Here is a 17,682-nt window from a genome sequence, read left to right on the forward strand (position 1 = left end):
GCGGGTCGGGTCAGGCGCGTAGGCGTAGGCCTCGGGGGGTCGCGATGAAGCCCGCTCCTTCCAGGAGAGTGCCTATGGGGGAGGTCAGGGCCGCGGCGCCGTTCACGCGTTCCACCGTGACCGTGCCGAGGGAGCCCGCGCGGGCGGCTGCGGCGAGGGCTTCCGCGGCCGTGTGCAGGCGGAGGTCGTCGGTGGGCTCGGTGTCCGGGGCCGAGGGCCAGGCCAGCAGTGTCTTGCCGCCGCGCTCCATGTAGAGCGTCAGCTCACCGTCGACGAGCACCACGAGGGAGCCCGCCTTGCGGCCCGGCTTGTGCCCGGCGCCCGTGGGGGGCTCGGGCCAGGCGAGTGCGGCGCCGTACGCGTTCGCCGGGTCGGCGGCGGCGAGGACGACGGCTCTGGTGTCGGCGCCGGGACGGGTGTGGCGGGAGGCGAAGCCGGAGCCGGATCCGTACGGTGTGCCGCTGTTGTGCCACGCGGGGTTGGTCGGGGTGCGCCGACCGGTCTCGGGGGCGCGGTCGCGGGGGGAGACGTAGTCGCCGGGGCCGAGGTGGGCGTCCAGGAAGTCGTGGTCGAGGTCGGGGATGTCGTACGTGGGGGCCGTGTCAGGGGTGTTGTACGGGCTCGGGCTCTCCGGGGTGTTGTACGGAGTTGGGCTGTCGGGGGCGTCGTACCCGAAGGCGTCGCCTTGGCCGCTGGCGGAGGGGGGCGAGCCGTCGGAGGGGCCGAAGTCGCCGGTGGTGCCGAGGCCGTCAGTGGTGCCGAGGTCGTCGGAGCCGTTGGCGCCGGGAGCGCCGTATGCGTCGGGAGCGCCGTATGCGTCGGGGGTGCCCGGGCCGGGCAGGGTCTCGCCGCGGTCGCGGGCGTTGGCGACCGCGCGTAGGCGGTCCACCGCGCCGTCCATCGCGAACTGGGCGGCGCCGAGGCCTTCGACCACGTAGCCACGGCGTGCCTGGCCGCTCTCCTCGAAGGCGGACAGGATGCGATACGTCGCCGAGAAGCCGCCCTCGACGCCCTCCGCGGTGACCGCACCCCTGGTCACCACACCGTGCCGGTCGAGGAGTGTGCGGGCCAGGGCGTGGGCGCGCACGGTGGGGTCGGGCTCGTGGGCCGGGAGCAGGGACCAGCGGCCGGCGACGGTCGGCGGGCCGGTGCGGGAGGCGGTGCGGGCGGCGGCGGTGAGGGAGCCGTAACGGCCGCGGGGGACGGTGCGCTTGGCGCGGTGGGCCGTGGAGCCGGCGGTGCGGCCGGAGCCCAGCAGGGAGCGCATGGGTGCGAGCGTGTCGTTGGTCAGACGGCCCGACCAGGCCAGCTCCCACAGGGCGTCGGCGAGTTGGGGGTCGGTGGCGTCGGGGTGGGTGGTGGCGCGGATCTGGTCGGCGATCTGGCGGAAGAACAGGCCATAGCCGCCGGACAGGGCGTCCAGGACGGACTGGTGCAGTGCCGTCAGCTCCAGGGGGTGGGGTTGCGGCAGGAGCAGGGGGGCCGCGTCCGCCATGTAGAGGGAGACCCAGCCGTCCTTGCCGGGAAGCGAGCCCGCTCCGGCCCAGACGACCTCGCCGGCCGCGGTGAGCTCGTCGAGCATCGCCGGGGTGTAGCTCATGACGCGCGACGGCAGGACCAGTTTCTCCAGGGCGGACGCGGGCACGGACGCGCCCTGCAACTGCTCGATGGCGCGCACGAGTCCGTCGATGCCGCGCAGGCCGTGGCCCTTGCCGATGTGCTGCCACTGCGGGAGGAACTGCGCGAGCGCGGTCGGCGGCACCGGCTCCAGTTCATGGCGCAGGGCGGCCAGGGAGCGGCGGCGCAGGCGGCGCAGGACCGCCGCGTCGCACCACTCCTGGCCGATGCCGGCCGGGTGGAACTCGCCCTGTACGACCCGTCCGCTCGCCGCCAGCCGCTGGAGGGCGCCCTCCGTGATCGCCACGCCCAGGCCGAAGCGGGCCGCCGCCGTGGCCGACGTGAACGGGCCGTGGGTGCGGGCGTAGCGCGCGAGGAGATCGCCGAGCGGGTCCTTGACCGGCTCGGTGAAGGCCTCGGGGACGCCGACCGGCAGGGCGGTGCCGAGTGCGTCGCGCAGGCGGCCCGCGTCCTCGATCGCCGCCCAGTGGTCGGTGCCGGCGATGCGGACCTTGATGGCGCGGCGGGCGGACGCCAACTCCTGTGCCCAGTGCGCTTCGGCGCCCCGCTCGACCAGCTCGGCGCCGGTGAGCGGACCGAGGAGGCGGAGGACGTCCGCGACGCCTTCGACGTCCTTGACGCGACGGTCCTCGGTGAGCCACTGGAGTTCTCGCTCCAGCTCGGTCAGTACCTCGGCGTCGAGCAGCTCGCGCAGCTCCGCCTGGCCGAGCAGCTCGGCCAGCAGCCGCGAGTCCAGCGACAGGGCGGCGGCGCGGCGCTCGGCGAGCGGGGAGTCTCCCTCGTACAGGAACTGGGCGACGTACCCGAAGAGGAGGGAGCGCGCGAAGGGCGACGGCTCGGGGGTGGTGACCTCGACCAGGCGCACCTTGCGGGACTCGAGGTCGCCCATCAGCTCGACGAGTCCGGGGACGTCGAAGACGTCCTGGAGGCATTCGCGGACCGCCTCCAGGACGATAGGGAACGAGCCGAACTCGCCGGCCACCTGGAGCAGTTGGGCGGCTCGCTGACGCTGCTGCCACAGGGGTGTGCGCTTGCCGGGGTTGCGGCGCGGCAGCAGCAGCGCGCGGGCGGCGCACTCGCGGAAGCGGGACGCGAACAGGGCCGAGCCGCCGACCTGGTCCGTGACCACCTGGTCGACGTCGCCCTTGTCGAAGACGACGTCCGCCGCGCCGACGGGCGCCTGGTCGGCGTCGTACTCCGTGCCGGCCTTCCTGGGTTCCTGGTCCAGCAGGTCCAGGCCCATGAGGTCGGCGTCGGGCAGGCGCAGCACGATGCCGTCGTCCGCGTGCATGACCTGTGCGTCCATGCCGTACCGCTCGGAGAGCTTCGCGCCGAGGGCGAGGGCCCAGGGGGCGTGCACCTGGGCGCCGAAGGGGGAGTGCACGACGACGCGCCAGTCGCCGAGTTCGTCGCGGAAGCGCTCGACGACGATCGTGCGGTCGTCCGGGACGTGGCCGCAGGCCTCGCGCTGCTCGTCCAGGTAGGACAGGACGTTGTCGGCCGCCCACGCGTCCAGGCCGGCGGCGAGCAGGCGCAGGCGGGCGTCCTCCTTGGACAGCGAGCCGACCTCGCGCAGGAACGCGCCCACCGCGCGGCCCAGTTCCAGCGGGCGGCCCAGCTGGTCGCCCTTCCAGAAGGGGAGGCGGCCCGGTACGCCCGGGGCGGGGGACACCAGGACGCGGTCGCGCGTGATGTCCTCGATGCGCCAGGAGCTGGTGCCGAGCGTGAAGACGTCCCCGACGCGGGACTCGTAGACCATCTCCTCGTCGAGCTCGCCGACCCGGCCGCCGCCCTTCTTGGGGTCCGCTCCGGCGAGGAAGACGCCGAACAGGCCGCGGTCGGGGATCGTGCCCCCGGAGGTGACGGCGAGGCGCTGTGCGCCGGGGCGGCCGGTGATCGTGCCGGCGACGCGGTCCCAGACCACGCGGGGGCGCAGCTCCGCGAAGGCGTCGGACGGGTAGCGGCCGGCGAGCATGTCGAGGACCGCGGTGAAGGCGGATTCGGGGAGGGACGCGAAGGGCGCGGCCCGGCGGACGGTGGCGAGGAGGTCGTCGAGCTGCCAGGTGTCCATCGCCGTCATGGCGACGAGCTGCTGGGCGAGGACGTCCAGGGGGTTGGCCGGGACCTTGAGGGACTCGATGGAGCCGGTGCGCATCCGTTCGGTGACCACGGCTGCCTGGACGAGGTCGCCGCGGTACTTGGGGAAGACCACGCCGGTGGAGACGGCGCCGACCTGGTGGCCCGCGCGGCCGACACGTTGGAGGCCCGAGGCCACGGAGGGGGGTGACTCGACTTGGACGACCAGGTCGACGGCGCCCATGTCGATGCCCAGTTCGAGGCTGGAGGTGGCTACGACCGCGGGGAGGCGGCCGGCCTTGAGGTCCTCCTCGACCAGGGCGCGCTGCTCCTTGGAGACCGAGCCGTGGTGGGCGCGGGCGATGACCGGGGGCGCGCCCTGGGCCGCGCCCGATCCGCCCATGAGTTCGGCCGGGGCGTGGTGCTCGTCCAGGGACTCGCCGGTGGCCCGTTCGTAGGCGATCTCGTTGAGGCGGTTGCAGAGGCGCTCCGCGAGGCGGCGGGAGTTGGCGAAGACGATGGTGGAGCGGTGGGACTGGACGAGGTCGGTGATCCGCTCCTCGACGTGCGGCCAGATCGACGGGCGTTCCGCGCCTTCGCCGCCGTCGGCCACCGGTGAGCCGGCCAGTTCGCCCAGGTCCTCGACGGGCACCACGACCGAGAGGTCGAACTCCTTGCCCGACTTCGGCTGGACGATCTCCACCTTGCGCTGGGGGGAGAGATAGCGGGCCACCTCGTCGACCGGGCGGACGGTCGCGGAGAGGCCGATGCGGCGAGCCGGCTTCGGGAGGAGCTCGTCCAGACGCTCCAGGGTGAGCGCGAGATGGGCGCCGCGCTTGGTGCCCGCCACGGCGTGGACCTCGTCGAGGATCACCGTCTCGATGCCGGTCAGGGCGTCGCGGGTGGCCGACGTCAGCATCAGGAACAGGGACTCGGGGGTGGTGATCAGGATGTCCGGGGGGCGGGTCGACAGGGCTCGGCGCTCTGCGGCGGGGGTGTCGCCCGAGCGGATGCCGACCTTCACCTCGGGCTCGGGCAGGCCCAGGCGGACGGATTCCTGGCGGATGCCGGTCAGCGGGCTGCGGAGGTTGCGCTCCACGTCTACGGCCAGGGCCTTGAGGGGGGAGACGTAGAGGACGCGGCAGCGTTTCCTGGGGTCGGCCGGTGGAGGTGTGGAGGCGAGCTGGTCGAGGGCGGCGAGGAAGGCGGCCAGGGTCTTGCCGGATCCGGTGGGTGCGACCACCAGCACGTCCGAGCCCTCGCGGATGGCCTGCCACGCGCCCGCCTGGGCCGCGGTGGGCGCGGAGAAGGCGCCCGCGAACCAGCCGCGGGTTGCGGGGGAGAAGCCGGCGAGGGCTCGCTGCGCGTTGCTGACCATGCGTCCATCCTGCACCCGGGCACTGACAATGGGGCTGAGCTGGGGAAATGTGGTCGGCCTGCGGATGGGGCGGGTGCGCGTCGATGGCTGCGGGCGGCCGGCGTGGGTGTCGTGGGGGTTCGCGCAGCGACTGCGGTCGGTCGGTGGGTCGGGGCGGCACGTCCCCTTCCCGCCGTGGGCGGCCGCGGGCCGGTGGGCCTACTGCCTTCGGCGCTCTGTCGGAGAATGGACCCATGGCGGGTTCGGGCGAGCAGGCGCGGCACTGGCAGTACACCGAGTTGCCCGGCGTCGATCTGCTGCGGGCCCGGTACATACGGAAGACGTTCGTGCGGCACACCCACGAGAACTTCGTGATCGCCGCCATCGCGGACGGCGTGGAGGTCTTTCACTGCCGGGGTGCCGATCAGTACGCGGGGGCCGGTGCGCTGGCGTTGGTCAATCCGGATACGGCGCACACCGGGCGGGCGGGGGTTCCTGAGGGGTGGCAGTACGGGGCCGTGTACCCGTCGCCGGACGTGGTGGCGGAGATAGCGGCCGAGACCACCTCGATCCGCGGGACTCCGGGGTTCATCAGGCCGGTGCTGGACGATCCGTACACCGTGGGCCTGGTGCATCAAGTGCTGCGTGCCGCCGACGAGGGCAACGCGCTGGCTGCAGATACGTTGCTGCGCGTTGCGGTGACGCGGCTGCTGCGGCTGAACGGCGGGGCCCTGCCACAGCGGGACGTGCGGACGGCGGGGGCTCGGATCGCGGTACGCGCGCGTGAGGTGCTGGAGGAGCGGATGGCCGAGCCGCCGAGTCTGGAGAGGCTGGCCTCCGATCTCGGTACCGGGCCGTTCGCCTTGTTGCGGGCGTTTCGGGACCTGTACGGGATGCCGCCGCACACCTGGCTCACCGACGCGCGGGTACGGCGGGCTCGGCGGCTGCTGGACGCGGGAGGCTCACCGGCCGAGGCCGCAGTCGCGGTGGGGTTCACCGACCAGCCGCATCTGAACCGGCACTTCACCAGGATCGTGGGCGTGCCGCCGGGGGCCTATCAGCGGGAGCGCAAGAACGTACAAGACGCCTGGCAGGGGCTTTCGTAGCGTCGCAGGCGTGGCAGAACAGAGAACCATCGCAGACCTCCGCACCGCAGGAGGCAAGCCCGACGCGGCTGTCGTCCGGGACGCCCTGGGCGTCGGGGTCGCCGTCGGGCTGTCCGGGTTCGCCTTCGGGGTGACGTCGGCGGGCAGCGGCCTCACGCTCCTGCAGACCTGTGCGCTCAGCCTGCTGGTGTTCACGGGAGCGTCGCAGTTCGCGCTCGTGGGGGCGCTCGCGGCCGGCGGCACCCCGTTGACCGCGGCGGCGGGTGCCTTCTTCCTGGGGGTGCGCAACGCGTTCTACGGGCTGCGGCTGTCGCAACTGCTCAGCCTCCCGCGCGCGGTGCGGCCGTTCGCCGCACAGTGGGTGATCGACGAGACGGCCGCTGTCGCGCTGGCGCAGCCGACACGCCGCAGTGCGCGCATCGGGTTCGTGGTGACAGGGCTGAGTCTGTACGTGCTGTGGAACCTCACCACGCTGCTCGGTGCGTGGGGTGCCGAGGCCATCGGTGACACCGATGCCTGGGGGCTCGATGCCGCCGGGCCCGCCGTGTTCCTGGCACTGCTGGCGCCGATGCTGAAGTCCGCGACCGAGCGCGCCGTCGCCGCCCTGGCCGTGGTTCTGGGGCTCGGGCTGTTGCCCGTGCTGCCGGCCGGCGTGCCTGTTCTGGTGGCCGCACTGGCGGCGCCGGTCGTGCTGTGGGCCGAGGGGCGGCGCAGGGGAGATGCGCGGGAGGGAGAGCTGTGAGCACCTGGATCGCGATCGGCGTCACCGCTCTCGGCTGTTACGTCGTCAAGCTCGTCGGACTGCTCGTGCCCGCGGGTGCTCTCGAGAGGCCGCTCGTCCGGCGCCTTGCCGCCCTGCTGCCCGTCGCACTCCTCGCCGCCCTCACGGCTCAGCAGACGTTCGGCGACGGGCATGCACTGGTGCTGGACGCGAGGGCGGCCGGAGTCGCCGCGGCTGCCGTGGCGCTCGTCCTGCGGGCGCCGTTCCTGCTCGTCGTCGCGGCGGCCGTGGTGGTGACGGCGGGGGTGCGGGCCATGGGCGGGTGACGCGGCAGGTCAGCCGATGTGGCGGCCGTGGGCCCTGAGAGTGCGCAGCGCCTCGATCGTCGCCATGGGGCGCGCCTCCAGGGCGGTGCCCGGTGCCCACTGGCGACGGCGGACGGGCCAGCCGCCGTCCTCCTGCTGCTCGCCGACGAGGTGGTCCAGGGAGCGGGCCATCTCGTCGTCCGTGAACCACGCGCGCGCGAGGGAGCGCGGCGTCCTCGCGTAGTCGTGCGGGAAGTGGTGCCCGTCCGGGGCGTGGCCGGGTGGGGCCGGGTGCGTGTCGAGGTTGTCCGGCTCCAGTGCCGCCAAGCCCTGTTCGCGCACCATGCGGCCCAGGCGGTCGGCGGCCGCCTCCGCGCGCGTGCGGTCGGGAGCGGAGTCCAGGAAGGCCACGGCGGCCTCGATCTCGTACGGATGGGACTTCTCCAGGGACTCGACCGCCTGCCAGCAGAAGTCCGTGGCCCGGAACAGCCAGGCGTGCCACACCTCGTTGCGGTGCAGCAGGCCGACCACCGGCCCGGTGACCAGGAGCGCGCTGGGCGGGTCGTCCGTGATCGGCAGGAAAGGAGCCGTGGGGTAGCCGCGCTGGCTGGGGTGGATCGCGGGGAGGGCGCCGTCCGGCGTGGAGACCGAGGTGAGGTAGCGGCACACGCGGTCCACGCGCTGTCCGCCGCAGCGTTCGACGGCGTCGAGGATGTGCAGTGCGTGACCGGTGTGCAGCGGCTGGCTGACCGGACCGCGCAGGTCGGGCTCCAGCGCGTGGCCGTACCCGCCGTCCTCGTTGCGGTAGGCGTCCAGCGCGGTCTCCACCGGGTCGGCGGCGCCGTTCAGGAAGTGGTACGCGAAGAGGCGCTGTTCGAGCACGCGCGCGGTGAGCCAGACGAACTGCTCGGCGCGGAAGAGCGGGGAGTGCGCCGGGGGCGTCGGGGGGAGGGGGGCTCCTGTTTCGGCCATGCGACAGACCGTAGGACGGAAAGCGGTCTCGGCAAGCGGTCCCGGCGCAGGCCCACTCTCAGGGGCGGGATACTGGACGCATGCGGTTGACGGTCTTCTGGGAGCGGATGGCGGACCACTTCGGTCCGGGGTACGCCGACACCTTCGCGCGCGACCACGTGATGTCGGAGCTCGGTGGACGCACGGTGCACGAGGCGCTGGCGTCGGGCTGGGAGGCCAAGGACGTGTGGCGTGTGGTCTGCTCCGTCATGAACGTTCCGGGGGAGCGGCGCTGACCGGTAACGAAGATCGCAGGACGGCAGCCGGTTGTCGGTGGCGTGGGCGACACTTGCTCCGTGGCACGCACTGACGAGACCGGGCAGGTCGCCCGGCACGAATCACCGTTCGGCACGACGCCGCCCACCCCGCCGCCGGGCGAGGGCGCCGCCGGGCCGGACGCCCGCATGCCACGCTGGCTGCCGCGCGCCATGGTGCTCGCGCTGGCGCTCGTCGGTGCGTTCCAGCTGGGCAGCTGGGCCTTCCACCAGCTCACCGGGCTGCTGATCAACATCCTCATCGCGTTCTTCCTGGCCCTGGCCATCGAGCCCGCGGTGAGCTGGATGGCCTCGCGCGGCATGCGCCGGGGGCTGGCCACGGCCGTTGTCTTCCTCGCCGTGATCGTCGTGTCCGCCGGGTTCGTGACGCTGCTGGGATCCATGCTCGCGGGCCAGATCATCAAGATGGTCGAGGATTTCCCGGACTACCTCGACTCCGTCATCAACTGGATCAACACGCACTTCAACACCGAGCTGCGCCGCGTGGACGTCCAGGAGGGCCTCCTCCGCTCCGACTGGCTGCGCAACTACGTGCAGAACAGCGCCACCGGGGTCCTCGACGTGTCCGCCCAGGTCCTCGGCGGTCTCTTCCAACTGCTGACGATCACGCTGTTCTCGTTCTACTTCGCCGCCGACGGCCCGCGACTGCGCCGGGCCCTGTGCTCCGTGCTGCCGCCCGCCAAGCAGGCCGAGGTACTGCGCGCATGGGAGATCGCCGTCAACAAGACCGGCGGCTACCTGTACTCGCGCGGCCTGATGGCGCTCATCTCAGGCATAGCCCACTACATCCTGCTGGAGAGCCTGGACGTGCCGTACGCGCCCGCGCTCGCCGTGTGGGTCGGCCTGGTCTCGCAGTTCATCCCCACCATCGGCACCTATCTCGCGGGTGCCCTGCCCATGCTGATCGCATTCACGGTCGATCCCTGGTATGCGCTGTGGGTGCTGATCTTCGTCGTGGTCTACCAGCAGTTCGAGAACTACGTGCTGCAGCCCAAGCTGACCGCGAGGACCGTCGACATCCACCCCGCCGTCGCCTTCGGGTCGGTCGTCGCGGGCACCGCCCTCCTCGGCGCGGTGGGCGCGCTGATCGCCATTCCGGCGATCGCGACGCTGCAGGCGTTCCTGGGGGCGTACGTGAAGCGGTACGCCGTCACCGACGACCCCCGCGTCCACGGACACCGGAGACGGGGAACGGGGCCCAGGCTGTTCTCACGCGCGCGTGAGCGGTGGGCACGACGACCCCGGGGGGAGCGGCCCCCGACGGAGTCGGGGAGTTCCGGGGAGAACTCCTCTTCCTGAGCCCGGCCGCGCGGACCGGTTCGCCTTGGTGACAGCTGCTGGGCGGGGATCCGATGGCGACGGAGGTCCGCGCGGGAATCCGGCGGTGAGAGTGGTCGGGCGGGAGCCCGGCGTCACAGAGGCCGTGCGAGCCCGGGGCGTTGGCGGACCGCGGACGTAGTCTCGGAGGTGCCGGGTGGTGCGCTTGACACGAAAATCGAACATCCATTCTCATGGAGGCTCCGGCAAGGCTCCCGGCGGGCATTTCGCCACGGTTTCGACGTAGAAGTGCCCGAGTTTTCCACAGGCCGGACGGGCGTCGGGGCGCATTGTCAGTGGCAGGCGTTAGCGTCTTTGACGTGAAGCGATCGACTCAAGCAAACCGGGTGGAACCCATGGCAGGAACCGACCGCGAGAAGGCGCTCGACGCCGCGCTCGCACAGATTGAACGGCAATTCGGCAAGGGCGCGGTCATGCGCATGGGCGAGCGGTCGATGGAGCCCATCGAGGTCATCTCGACCGGCTCGACCGCCCTCGACGTGGCCCTCGGCGTCGGCGGCCTGCCGCGCGGCCGTGTCGTGGAGATCTACGGCCCGGAGTCCTCCGGTAAGACGACCCTGACCCTGCACGCGGTGGCGAACGCCCAGAAGGCCGGCGGCCAGGTCGCCTTCGTGGACGCGGAGCACGCCCTCGACCCCGAGTACGCGAAGAAGCTCGGCGTCGACATCGACAACCTGATCCTGTCCCAGCCGGACAACGGCGAGCAGGCGCTGGAGATCGTGGACATGCTCGTCCGCTCCGGCGCGCTCGACCTGATCGTCATCGACTCCGTCGCAGCGCTCGTCCCGCGCGCGGAGATCGAGGGCGAGATGGGCGACAGCCACGTCGGTCTGCAGGCCCGTCTGATGAGCCAGGCCCTGCGGAAGATCACCAGCGCGCTCAACCAGTCCAAGACCACCGCGATCTTCATCAACCAGCTCCGCGAGAAGATCGGCGTGATGTTCGGTTCGCCGGAGACCACGACCGGCGGCCGGGCGCTGAAGTTCTACGCCTCGGTGCGTATCGACATCCGGCGCATCGAGACCCTGAAGGACGGCACCGAGGCGGTCGGCAACCGCACCCGCTGCAAGGTCGTCAAGAACAAGGTCGCGCCGCCCTTCAAGCAGGCCGAGTTCGACATCCTCTACGGCCAGGGCATCAGCCGTGAGGGCGGCCTGATCGACATGGGCGTGGAGCACGGCTTCGTCCGCAAGGCCGGCGCCTGGTACACGTACGAGGGCGACCAGCTCGGCCAGGGCAAGGAGAACGCGCGCAACTTCCTGAAGGACAACCCCGACCTGGCCAACGAGATCGAGAAGAAGATCAAGGAGAAGCTGGGCGTCGGCGTACGACCGGAGCAGCCGGCCGCCGAGCCGGGTGCGGACGCCGCGGTCTCCGCCACCCCGGACGACGCCGCGAAGACGGTTCCCGCCCCGGCGGCCAAGGCAGCCAAGACCAAGGCCGCCGCAGCCAAGAGCTGACCCGTGACGCGACGAACGGACTGGGCCGAGTACGCCGCCTATCCGGATGCTCCGCTGGAGCGGGGGAGAGGCGGCGACGAGGGCTCCTCCGGGATGGGCGGAGAGGCCTACGGCGGGGACACGGCCCATGACACGGACGGGGGGAGCGGCGGCACGCGGCCGTACGGCACGAGTACGAGGGCGTCGTACGGGGGGTTCCGGAACGAGTCGGGCCATGCCTATGACGACGACCCGGGCCTGACGTACGGCGACGGGTCCGGCCATGGTGCGGTGGACGGCGAGGCGTGGCCGGAAGACGGCTCGGCGCTCGGTGCGGAGGCCGGAGCGCGCCGCGGTGGCTCGCGCCGGGTCCGTGGCGGGGCTCGGGATCGGGGTTCGGATGGCTCGGGCGGCCCAAGCGGGCGGCGTCGGCGCGGCCGCACAGAGCCGTCCGGTGAGGACGGAGGCGCTTCTTCCTCGTCGAGGGCCGAGGAGAGGACGCCCCCAGGGGACCCGGTGGAGCAGGCGCGGGCGATCTGTCTGCGTCTGCTCACCGGGACCCCGCGCACGCGGAAGCAACTCGCGGACGCCCTGCGCAAGCGGGAGATCCCGGACGACGCCGCCGAGGAGGTGCTGTCGCGGTTCGAGGAGGTCGGCCTTATCAACGACAGCGCTTTCGCGGACGCCTGGGTGGAGTCCCGACATCACGGCCGGGGACTGGCGCGACGCGCGCTCGCCCGGGAACTGCGGACCAAGGGCGTCGACTCCACGCTGATCGATGCGGCCGTCGCACAGCTCGACTCCGAGCAGGAAGAGGCGACCGCACGCGAACTCGTCGCCCGCAAGCTGGGCTCCACACGCGGCCTCGACCGCGACAAACGCCTGCGCCGCCTCACGGGCATGCTCGCCCGCAAGGGCTACCCCGAGGGGATGGCTCTGCGGGTGGTCCGACAGGCACTGGAGGAAGAGGGCGATGACACGGAGTTCCTCGGGGACGAGGGGTTCTGATCCCGTAGTGCGGCGGGGCGCGGGAGCGGGAGCCGGGGGCAGGCGGGCGGGGGAGGTCCGTGGCCGCGGGATTCCGGCCCTGGCCCCGGGCACGGTGGACGCGCGGGGGCGCCCATCGCGTTTGGGGCCGGGTTCGGAGCGGGGGTGGGCCGGAGGGCGCGTCTCGCCCGCGCAGCCAGAAGGCAGGCCGTGACTAAGGGCACGACACTGGCGTACGGGTACGACACTGGCGTAGGACTTCGCGGAACTGCGGGGCCATTACCGGCCCTTCGGGACCGTGCGTGCCGTCCACCCGATCGAGGCGCGATGGAGCGGCCGCCAGAGGCTCCAAGGCCACGCAGACACGGCCGCTCCCCTGCGCTCTCCGCCCCTGCCCTCCGGGACACCGGCGCCTCGGAACGTCTACGCCTTCACCTCCGCCGCGGCACCCGCTCGCGCCGTCACCGCAAGCTCCTCCGCCCGCCACGCCTGGAACCCCCCGACGAGATCGGTGGCCCGGTGCAGCCCCAGTCGTCGTAGGGACTCGGCTGCCAGACTCGACGCGTAGCCCTCGTTGCAGATCACCACGACTCGCAGGTCGTGGCTCGTGGCCTCGGGGGCGCGATGGCTGCCCTGTGGGTCGAGGCGCCACTCCAGTTCGTTGCGCTCGACGACGAGGGCGCCCGGGATCAACCCGTCCCGCTCGCGCAGGGCCGCGTACCGGATGTCGACCAGCAGAGCCTCGCCGTGCTGCGCCAACTCGTACGCCTCACGCGGCTCGACCCGCGTGTAGCCGGCGCGCACTCGCTCCAGCAACTCGTCGATGCCGACCGGCGGTTCAGCCACGCCGCCGCCCACGCACGCCTGAGCCTCGCCTCCACGGACCGCCTGCGTGCTCGCGCCGCTCAAGCCCACCGCCGGCTCGCCCCTGCGGTCGGCCTGCGCGCTCGCGTCGCCTATGCCCACCTCCAGCTCGCCCTGGCCGCCCGCCTGCCCGCTCGGGCCACTCACCGCCAACTCACCCCCCAACAACCGGCCGTCCGGCCAAGCCCCGCACCGAAGCAGCGCCACTGACCTGCACAGATCACGCCCCCGCCGCAGTCACTGCCAGTCCTCCGGACGCTCCACCTGCTCCAGGCGCAGAATCGGCCCGCTGCGGCTGAAGCGGCGGATCTGCGGCAGGGGCGGATAGTAGGCGTGCACGGAGATCGCGTGCTGGTCGGCGCTGGAGTCGTTGAGGACCTCGTGTACATGGTGGCGGCCGAAAGAGCGGCCCTTGCCGGCCGGCAGCCGGCGTTCGCGGTCCACGCCGTCCGCCAGTTCCAGCGTCTTCCAGCCGTCGGCGGGCAGCCGGACGGCGAGTGAGTGCTCCTTGAGCTCACCGGCCGCCGTCACGAAGGCCCCGACCGACTCGGCGTGGTCGTGCCAGCCGGTGCCGGTTCCGGGCGGCCAGCCGATCAACCAGGCCTCGCTGCCGCCGGGGCCTTCGAGCCGCACCCAGGTACGGCCCTCGGGGTCGAGTGGAAGCGAGGCGATCAGGTCGGCGTCGGCGGCGGCGCGCCGGACGAAGTCGAGGAGATCCGCCTGCGTAGGCGTGGAAGCGGATGTGGAAACCGGCGAGGAAGTGGGCGTCGAGACCGGTGCGGCAACCGGCTGAGAAGCGGCTACGGCGGCAGAAGAGACAGACACGGGCACCGTCCTGAAGAGAGTTCGCGAAGAGCGCGCGACGGCAGAGGCGTCATACGACGCGAGCGACGCGCGCTGGAAGAAAAGGGATGCGAGTTCAGCAGGACGGGCGACACACGCAGCCCGCATAGCGGACGAGGTCCATATGGACCCTCCGCCACAGGCGCACACAGGTGTCGGTCACGATCCGGAGTACACCATGCCGGTGCGAACCGGTCAACTCACTGTCACTATGCGGACCGCACAGTGACAGTGAGTTCTACTTCAGGTGGGTGCCAGTGCCGTACGACAGGTCAGTGCCACGTCCGTACGGCAGGTGAGAACCGGTGCCGTACGACGGCATCAGCGCGACCCAGCCGTGGCCCCCGCCTCTGCCGCCGCCCCGGCCTGCACCTTGACCGGTCCCCCCAGCGCCGCCTCGGCCGCCGCGTACAGATCGGCCGGCCGGACCCCGCTCAACGCCGTCACCAGGTGCCCGTCGGGCCGTACCAGCAGGACCGAGTGCGCGGCCGCACCCGGGTAGCTCTCCGCGACCAGCAGCTCCGCCGGATGGGGGAGTGCCGTCACCGCCGCCACCAGCCGGGGCATGATCCCCGCCGTCACCCAGTGCTTGCGCTCCCACACGCCCGTGCCCGGCGCGATCAGCAGGACCAGCAGAGCGTTGCGGCCGAGCCGGTCCCTTAGTCGTACGAAGGAGCCGTCCTCGGCAGTGACCTGTACGTCCATGACCTGCGCACCGCGTGGTGTGTCCACGGGGACCTCGCCCTCCAGGTCCCGGGGAGCGAGCGGCGAGGCGGCGTACGAACCCGGCCCGCCGATCGCTCCCTGTCCCAGGTGGCCGTCCATCAGCAGCGCGTCATGGCCGCGGGTGGAGCCGGGCACGTACGCGCGCAGCCCTCCGCCGCCGCGCAGCAGCGGCAGCGCCTGGTCGGCGGCGCGCAGCCGGGCGGAGACGACGGCGCGGCGCTCCGCCTGGTAGCTGTCGAGCAGCGCCTCGTGCGGCCCGTGGTGCCAGGCCGGTGCCAGCTTCCAGGCGAGGTTGTCGGCGTCCCGCAGCCCCTCGTCGAGCCCGTGCGTGCCCAGCGTGCCGAGGCAGTGCGCCGCGTCCCCGGCAAGGAAGACGCGGCCCACGCGCCAGCGGCGGGCCAGCCGGTGGTGGACCGTGTGAACTCCGGTGTCGAGGAGTTCGTACGGCGGTGTCGGCCCGTCGGTCCATCCGGCGAGCGTCTCCCGGACGCGAGCAACCAGTACCTCGGGCGTGACCAGGTCCTTGCCCGGCGGCAGCAGCCAGTCGAGGCGCCACACCCCGTCCGGAAGCGGCCGTCCGGTGACCTCCCCGCCCGAGGGTCCGGACGTCCGCCACGGCGGCATCCGATGGAGCAACGCCTTACCGTCCCATGGAAGTTCCGCCCGCAGTGCGGCCACGGCGTGTCGCTCCACCGCCGTACGGCCGGGGAAACGGATGTCCAGGAGCTTGCGGACGGTCGAGCGCGGGCCGTCGCAGCCGACCAGATAGCTGCCGCGCCACCAGGTGCCCTTGGGGCCGCGAGTGTGGGCGGTGACGCCCGAGGGCTCCTGCTCGATGGCGTCCAGGCGGCTGTTCACGGCGACCTTGACGAGCGGTTCGCCGGCGAGGGCGGCGCGCAGGGCGCCGGTCAGCACGTGCTGGGCGATGTGCAGGGGCGCGGGGTTCGTGGCGCCCTCGGGGCCTTCCGTCGCGTCGTCGAATTTGACCTCGCGCATCACCTGCTTGCGCCGGATCGCCCGCCATCCGGCCCAACGGGCCCCGGCCTCGGCGAGCGGTACACCTGTCAGGCGCTCCATGAGGGCGGCGGTGTCCTCGCGCAGGACGACGGTGCGCGCGAGACGGGGCTCGTCCTTGCCGGGCCCTTCGTCGAGAACGACGGACGGTACCTCCTGACGCGCCAGCGCCAGGGCGAGCGTGAGCCCGACGGGCCCCGCTCCGACGATGATCACCGGGTCCACGGCGCGGCGCTCCCTGCCCGCAGCGGTGTCCCGAAGGACGCAAGTGAACAGAAAGTTGGAGCAGGGTGCACGATCACAGAACGTATGCAACCCATTGCCGGTGCTTGCGTCAAGTGACGGAGGGCAGTGGCGATCACGCCACTGCCCTCCTGTTGCTCACGTCACTTGACGGTGTATCAGATGGATCCTCCGGCACCGGTCCCGTAGGTGCCACCCGTCGCCGCCGGGTTCAGCTCCTCCATGTCCTCGGCGCTGAGCACCGCGCCCGTGCTCTTCTTGCTGCGCCGCAGCCGCTTCTCCAGCCAGCTCGCGAAGCTGGTGAGGATGAAGTTGAGCACGATGTAGATGATCGCCACCACGACGAAGCTGGCGATGGGGTTGCCGTAGAAGGCCGCCAGCGTGGCGCGCGAGTTGAGCAGCTCGGTGAACCCGATCATCACGCCGCCCAGCGCGGTGTCCTTCACGATGACAACGAGCTGGCTGACGATGGCCGGCAGCATGGCGGTGACGGCCTGCGGCAGCAGGATGACTCGCATCGTCTGGTTCTTGCGCAGGCCGATCGCCATGGCGGCTTCCGACTGCCCCTTGGGCAGGGCGAGGATGCCGGCTCGTACGACCTCGGCGAGGACGGACGCGTTGTAGAGCACCAGGCCGGTGACGACCGCGTAGAGCGGTCGCTGCTCAGTGGTGACGTTCGTCCAGCGGTCGTAGAACTCGTTGGCGAACAGCATCAGCAGCAGGACCGGGATCGCCCGGAAGAACTCGACCACCCACGCGGCCGGAAGCCGCACCCACCGGTGGTCGGACAGGCGCGCGATGCCGAAGACCGCGCCCAGCGGAAGGGCGATCACCATCGCCAGCGCCGCGGCCGTCAGAGTGTCGGCCAGGCCCGGCAGCAGGTACGTCGTCCAGGCCTCGGACTGGGTGAACGGCTTCCACAGGGCCCACTCCAGCTGGTTCTTCTCGTTCATGGCGTCATAGACGAACCACATGAGGAGGGCAAGCAGGGCGAAGAAGACTACCGAGATGACCACATTGCGCCGCTTGGCGCGAGGGCCCGGGGCGTCGTAGAGAACGGAGGTCATCGCTTCACCGCCAGTCGCTTGCTCAGCCAGCCGAGGATGAGGCCGGTGGGCAGGGTCAGTACCACGAAACCGAAGGCGAAGACCGCTCCGATGAGCAGCACCTGAGCCTCGTTCTCGATCATTTCCTTCATCAGGTAGGCGGCTTCGGCCACGCCGATCGCGGCCGCCACCGTGGTGTTCTTGGTCAGGGCGATCAACACGTTGGCCAGCGGGCCGATGACCGAGCGGAAGGCTTGCGGCAGGATGATGAGCCGGAGGGTCTGACTGAAGGTCAGCCCGATGGCACGGGCCGCCTCGGCCTGGCCGAGCGGCACGGTGTTGATGCCGGAACGAATCGCCTCGCAGACGAAGGCCGCGGTGTAGGCGACGAGACCGAGGATCGCCAGGCGGAAGCCCTGGACCTTGAAGTCGGTGGCGCCCATCGTCACGCCGAAGACATCGGCGAGGCCGAGCGAGGTGAAGATGATGATGACCGTCAGGGGAATGTTCCGGACGATGTTCACATAGGCCGTGCCGAACCCACGCATGAGCGGGACCGGGCTGACCCGCATCGCGGCCAGAAGGGTGCCCCAGATCAGGGAACCGAGGCCGGAGACGACGGTGAGTTTCACCGTCATCCAGAAGGCACCCAACAAGGTTGGGTTGTCATAGTCAGAAAGAAAGTCGAACACG

14 protein-coding genes and 1 pseudogene are annotated in these 17,682 nt (G+C 71.8%); 7 read left to right on the forward strand and 8 right to left on the reverse strand.

Going from position 1 to position 17,682, the window contains the following annotated elements; translation table 11 throughout:
* Positions 1–10: 10 nt before the first annotated feature.
* Positions 11–5,092, reverse strand: coding sequence for an ATP-dependent helicase (locus ABD932_RS02345; RefSeq protein WP_345008381.1), 5,082 nt, complete (start codon positions 5,090–5,092; stop codon positions 11–13).
* Positions 5,093–5,325: 233 nt separating this feature from the next.
* Between ABD932_RS02345 and ABD932_RS02350 the strand changes: the two are divergent.
* From ABD932_RS02350 to ABD932_RS02360, 3 genes and pseudogenes are all read left to right on the forward strand, one after another.
* Positions 5,326–6,305: pseudogene (locus ABD932_RS02350) on the forward strand (AraC family transcriptional regulator); the annotation flags it as partial.
* A complete protein-coding gene (locus tag ABD932_RS02355; RefSeq protein ID WP_345008383.1) occupies positions 6,188–6,919 on the forward strand; it encodes an AzlC family ABC transporter permease in 732 nt (243 codons plus the stop codon). The pseudogene ABD932_RS02350 and the gene ABD932_RS02355, both read left to right, overlap by 118 nt.
* Positions 6,916–7,224, forward strand: coding sequence for an AzlD domain-containing protein (locus ABD932_RS02360; RefSeq protein ID WP_250085885.1), 309 nt, complete (start codon positions 6,916–6,918; stop codon positions 7,222–7,224). Before ABD932_RS02355 ends, ABD932_RS02360 begins: the two co-directional genes overlap by 4 nt.
* A gap of 9 nt (positions 7,225–7,233) precedes the next feature.
* Here the strand turns inward: ABD932_RS02360 and ABD932_RS02365 are convergent, their stop codons facing one another.
* Complete coding sequence (locus tag ABD932_RS02365; RefSeq protein ID WP_345008384.1) at positions 7,234–8,175, reverse strand: hypothetical protein; 942 nt, start codon at positions 8,173–8,175, stop codon at positions 7,234–7,236.
* Positions 8,176–8,255: 80 nt separating this feature from the next.
* Between ABD932_RS02365 and ABD932_RS02370 the strand changes: the two genes are divergently transcribed.
* The 4 genes from ABD932_RS02370 to recX all read left to right on the forward strand — a co-directional run bounded on the left by ABD932_RS02370 (position 8,256) and on the right by recX (position 12,274).
* On the forward strand, positions 8,256–8,450 hold the full coding sequence (locus ABD932_RS02370; RefSeq protein ID WP_345008385.1) for a DUF3046 domain-containing protein: 195 nt from the start codon (positions 8,256–8,258) through the stop codon (positions 8,448–8,450).
* 60 nt (positions 8,451–8,510) lie between these two features.
* Positions 8,511–9,788 carry an AI-2E family transporter gene (locus ABD932_RS02375; protein WP_345008386.1) on the forward strand — a complete coding sequence of 426 codons (1,278 nt, stop codon included), beginning with the start codon at positions 8,511–8,513 and terminating at the stop codon, positions 9,786–9,788.
* 374 nt (positions 9,789–10,162) lie between these two features.
* Positions 10,163–11,287 (forward strand): recombinase RecA, encoded by a 1,125-nt coding sequence (gene recA / locus ABD932_RS02380; RefSeq protein ID WP_345008387.1) that lies wholly within the window; start codon positions 10,163–10,165, stop codon positions 11,285–11,287.
* Positions 11,288–11,290: 3 nt separating this feature from the next.
* Positions 11,291–12,274 carry a recombination regulator RecX gene (recX, locus tag ABD932_RS02385; RefSeq protein ID WP_345008388.1) on the forward strand — a complete coding sequence of 328 codons (984 nt, stop codon included), beginning with the start codon at positions 11,291–11,293 and terminating at the stop codon, positions 12,272–12,274.
* Between the two features lie 402 nt (positions 12,275–12,676).
* On the opposite strand, the gene ABD932_RS02390 is transcribed toward recX, so the two are convergent.
* From ABD932_RS02390 to ABD932_RS02410, 6 genes are all read right to left on the reverse strand, one after another.
* Positions 12,677–13,111 carry a rhodanese-like domain-containing protein gene (locus tag ABD932_RS02390; RefSeq protein WP_345008743.1) on the reverse strand — a complete coding sequence of 145 codons (435 nt, stop codon included), beginning with the start codon at positions 13,109–13,111 and terminating at the stop codon, positions 12,677–12,679.
* Between the two features lie 243 nt (positions 13,112–13,354).
* Positions 13,355–13,942, reverse strand: coding sequence for a cupin domain-containing protein (locus ABD932_RS02395; RefSeq protein WP_345008389.1), 588 nt, complete (start codon positions 13,940–13,942; stop codon positions 13,355–13,357).
* Between the two features lie 94 nt (positions 13,943–14,036).
* Entirely contained in the window at positions 14,037–14,123 is an 87-nt protein-coding gene (locus ABD932_RS43915; protein ID WP_313960178.1) for a putative leader peptide, read from the reverse strand.
* Between the two features lie 158 nt (positions 14,124–14,281).
* The gene (locus ABD932_RS02400; RefSeq protein WP_345008390.1) at positions 14,282–15,925 is read right to left on the reverse strand and encodes an FAD-dependent monooxygenase; all 1,644 of its coding nucleotides are present in this window, start codon (positions 15,923–15,925) and stop codon (positions 14,282–14,284) included.
* Positions 15,926–16,101: 176 nt separating this feature from the next.
* A complete protein-coding gene (locus ABD932_RS02405; protein ID WP_345008391.1) occupies positions 16,102–17,010 on the reverse strand; it encodes an amino acid ABC transporter permease in 909 nt (302 codons plus the stop codon).
* Entirely contained in the window at positions 17,007–17,681 is a 675-nt protein-coding gene (locus tag ABD932_RS02410; RefSeq protein ID WP_345008392.1) for an amino acid ABC transporter permease, read from the reverse strand. Before ABD932_RS02410 ends, ABD932_RS02405 begins: the two co-directional genes overlap by 4 nt.
* Position 17,682: the final 1 nt, after the last annotated feature.

It is taken from the genome of Streptomyces shaanxiensis (assembly GCF_039537145.1).
Lineage (GTDB): Bacteria > Actinomycetota > Actinomycetes > Streptomycetales > Streptomycetaceae > Streptomyces > Streptomyces shaanxiensis.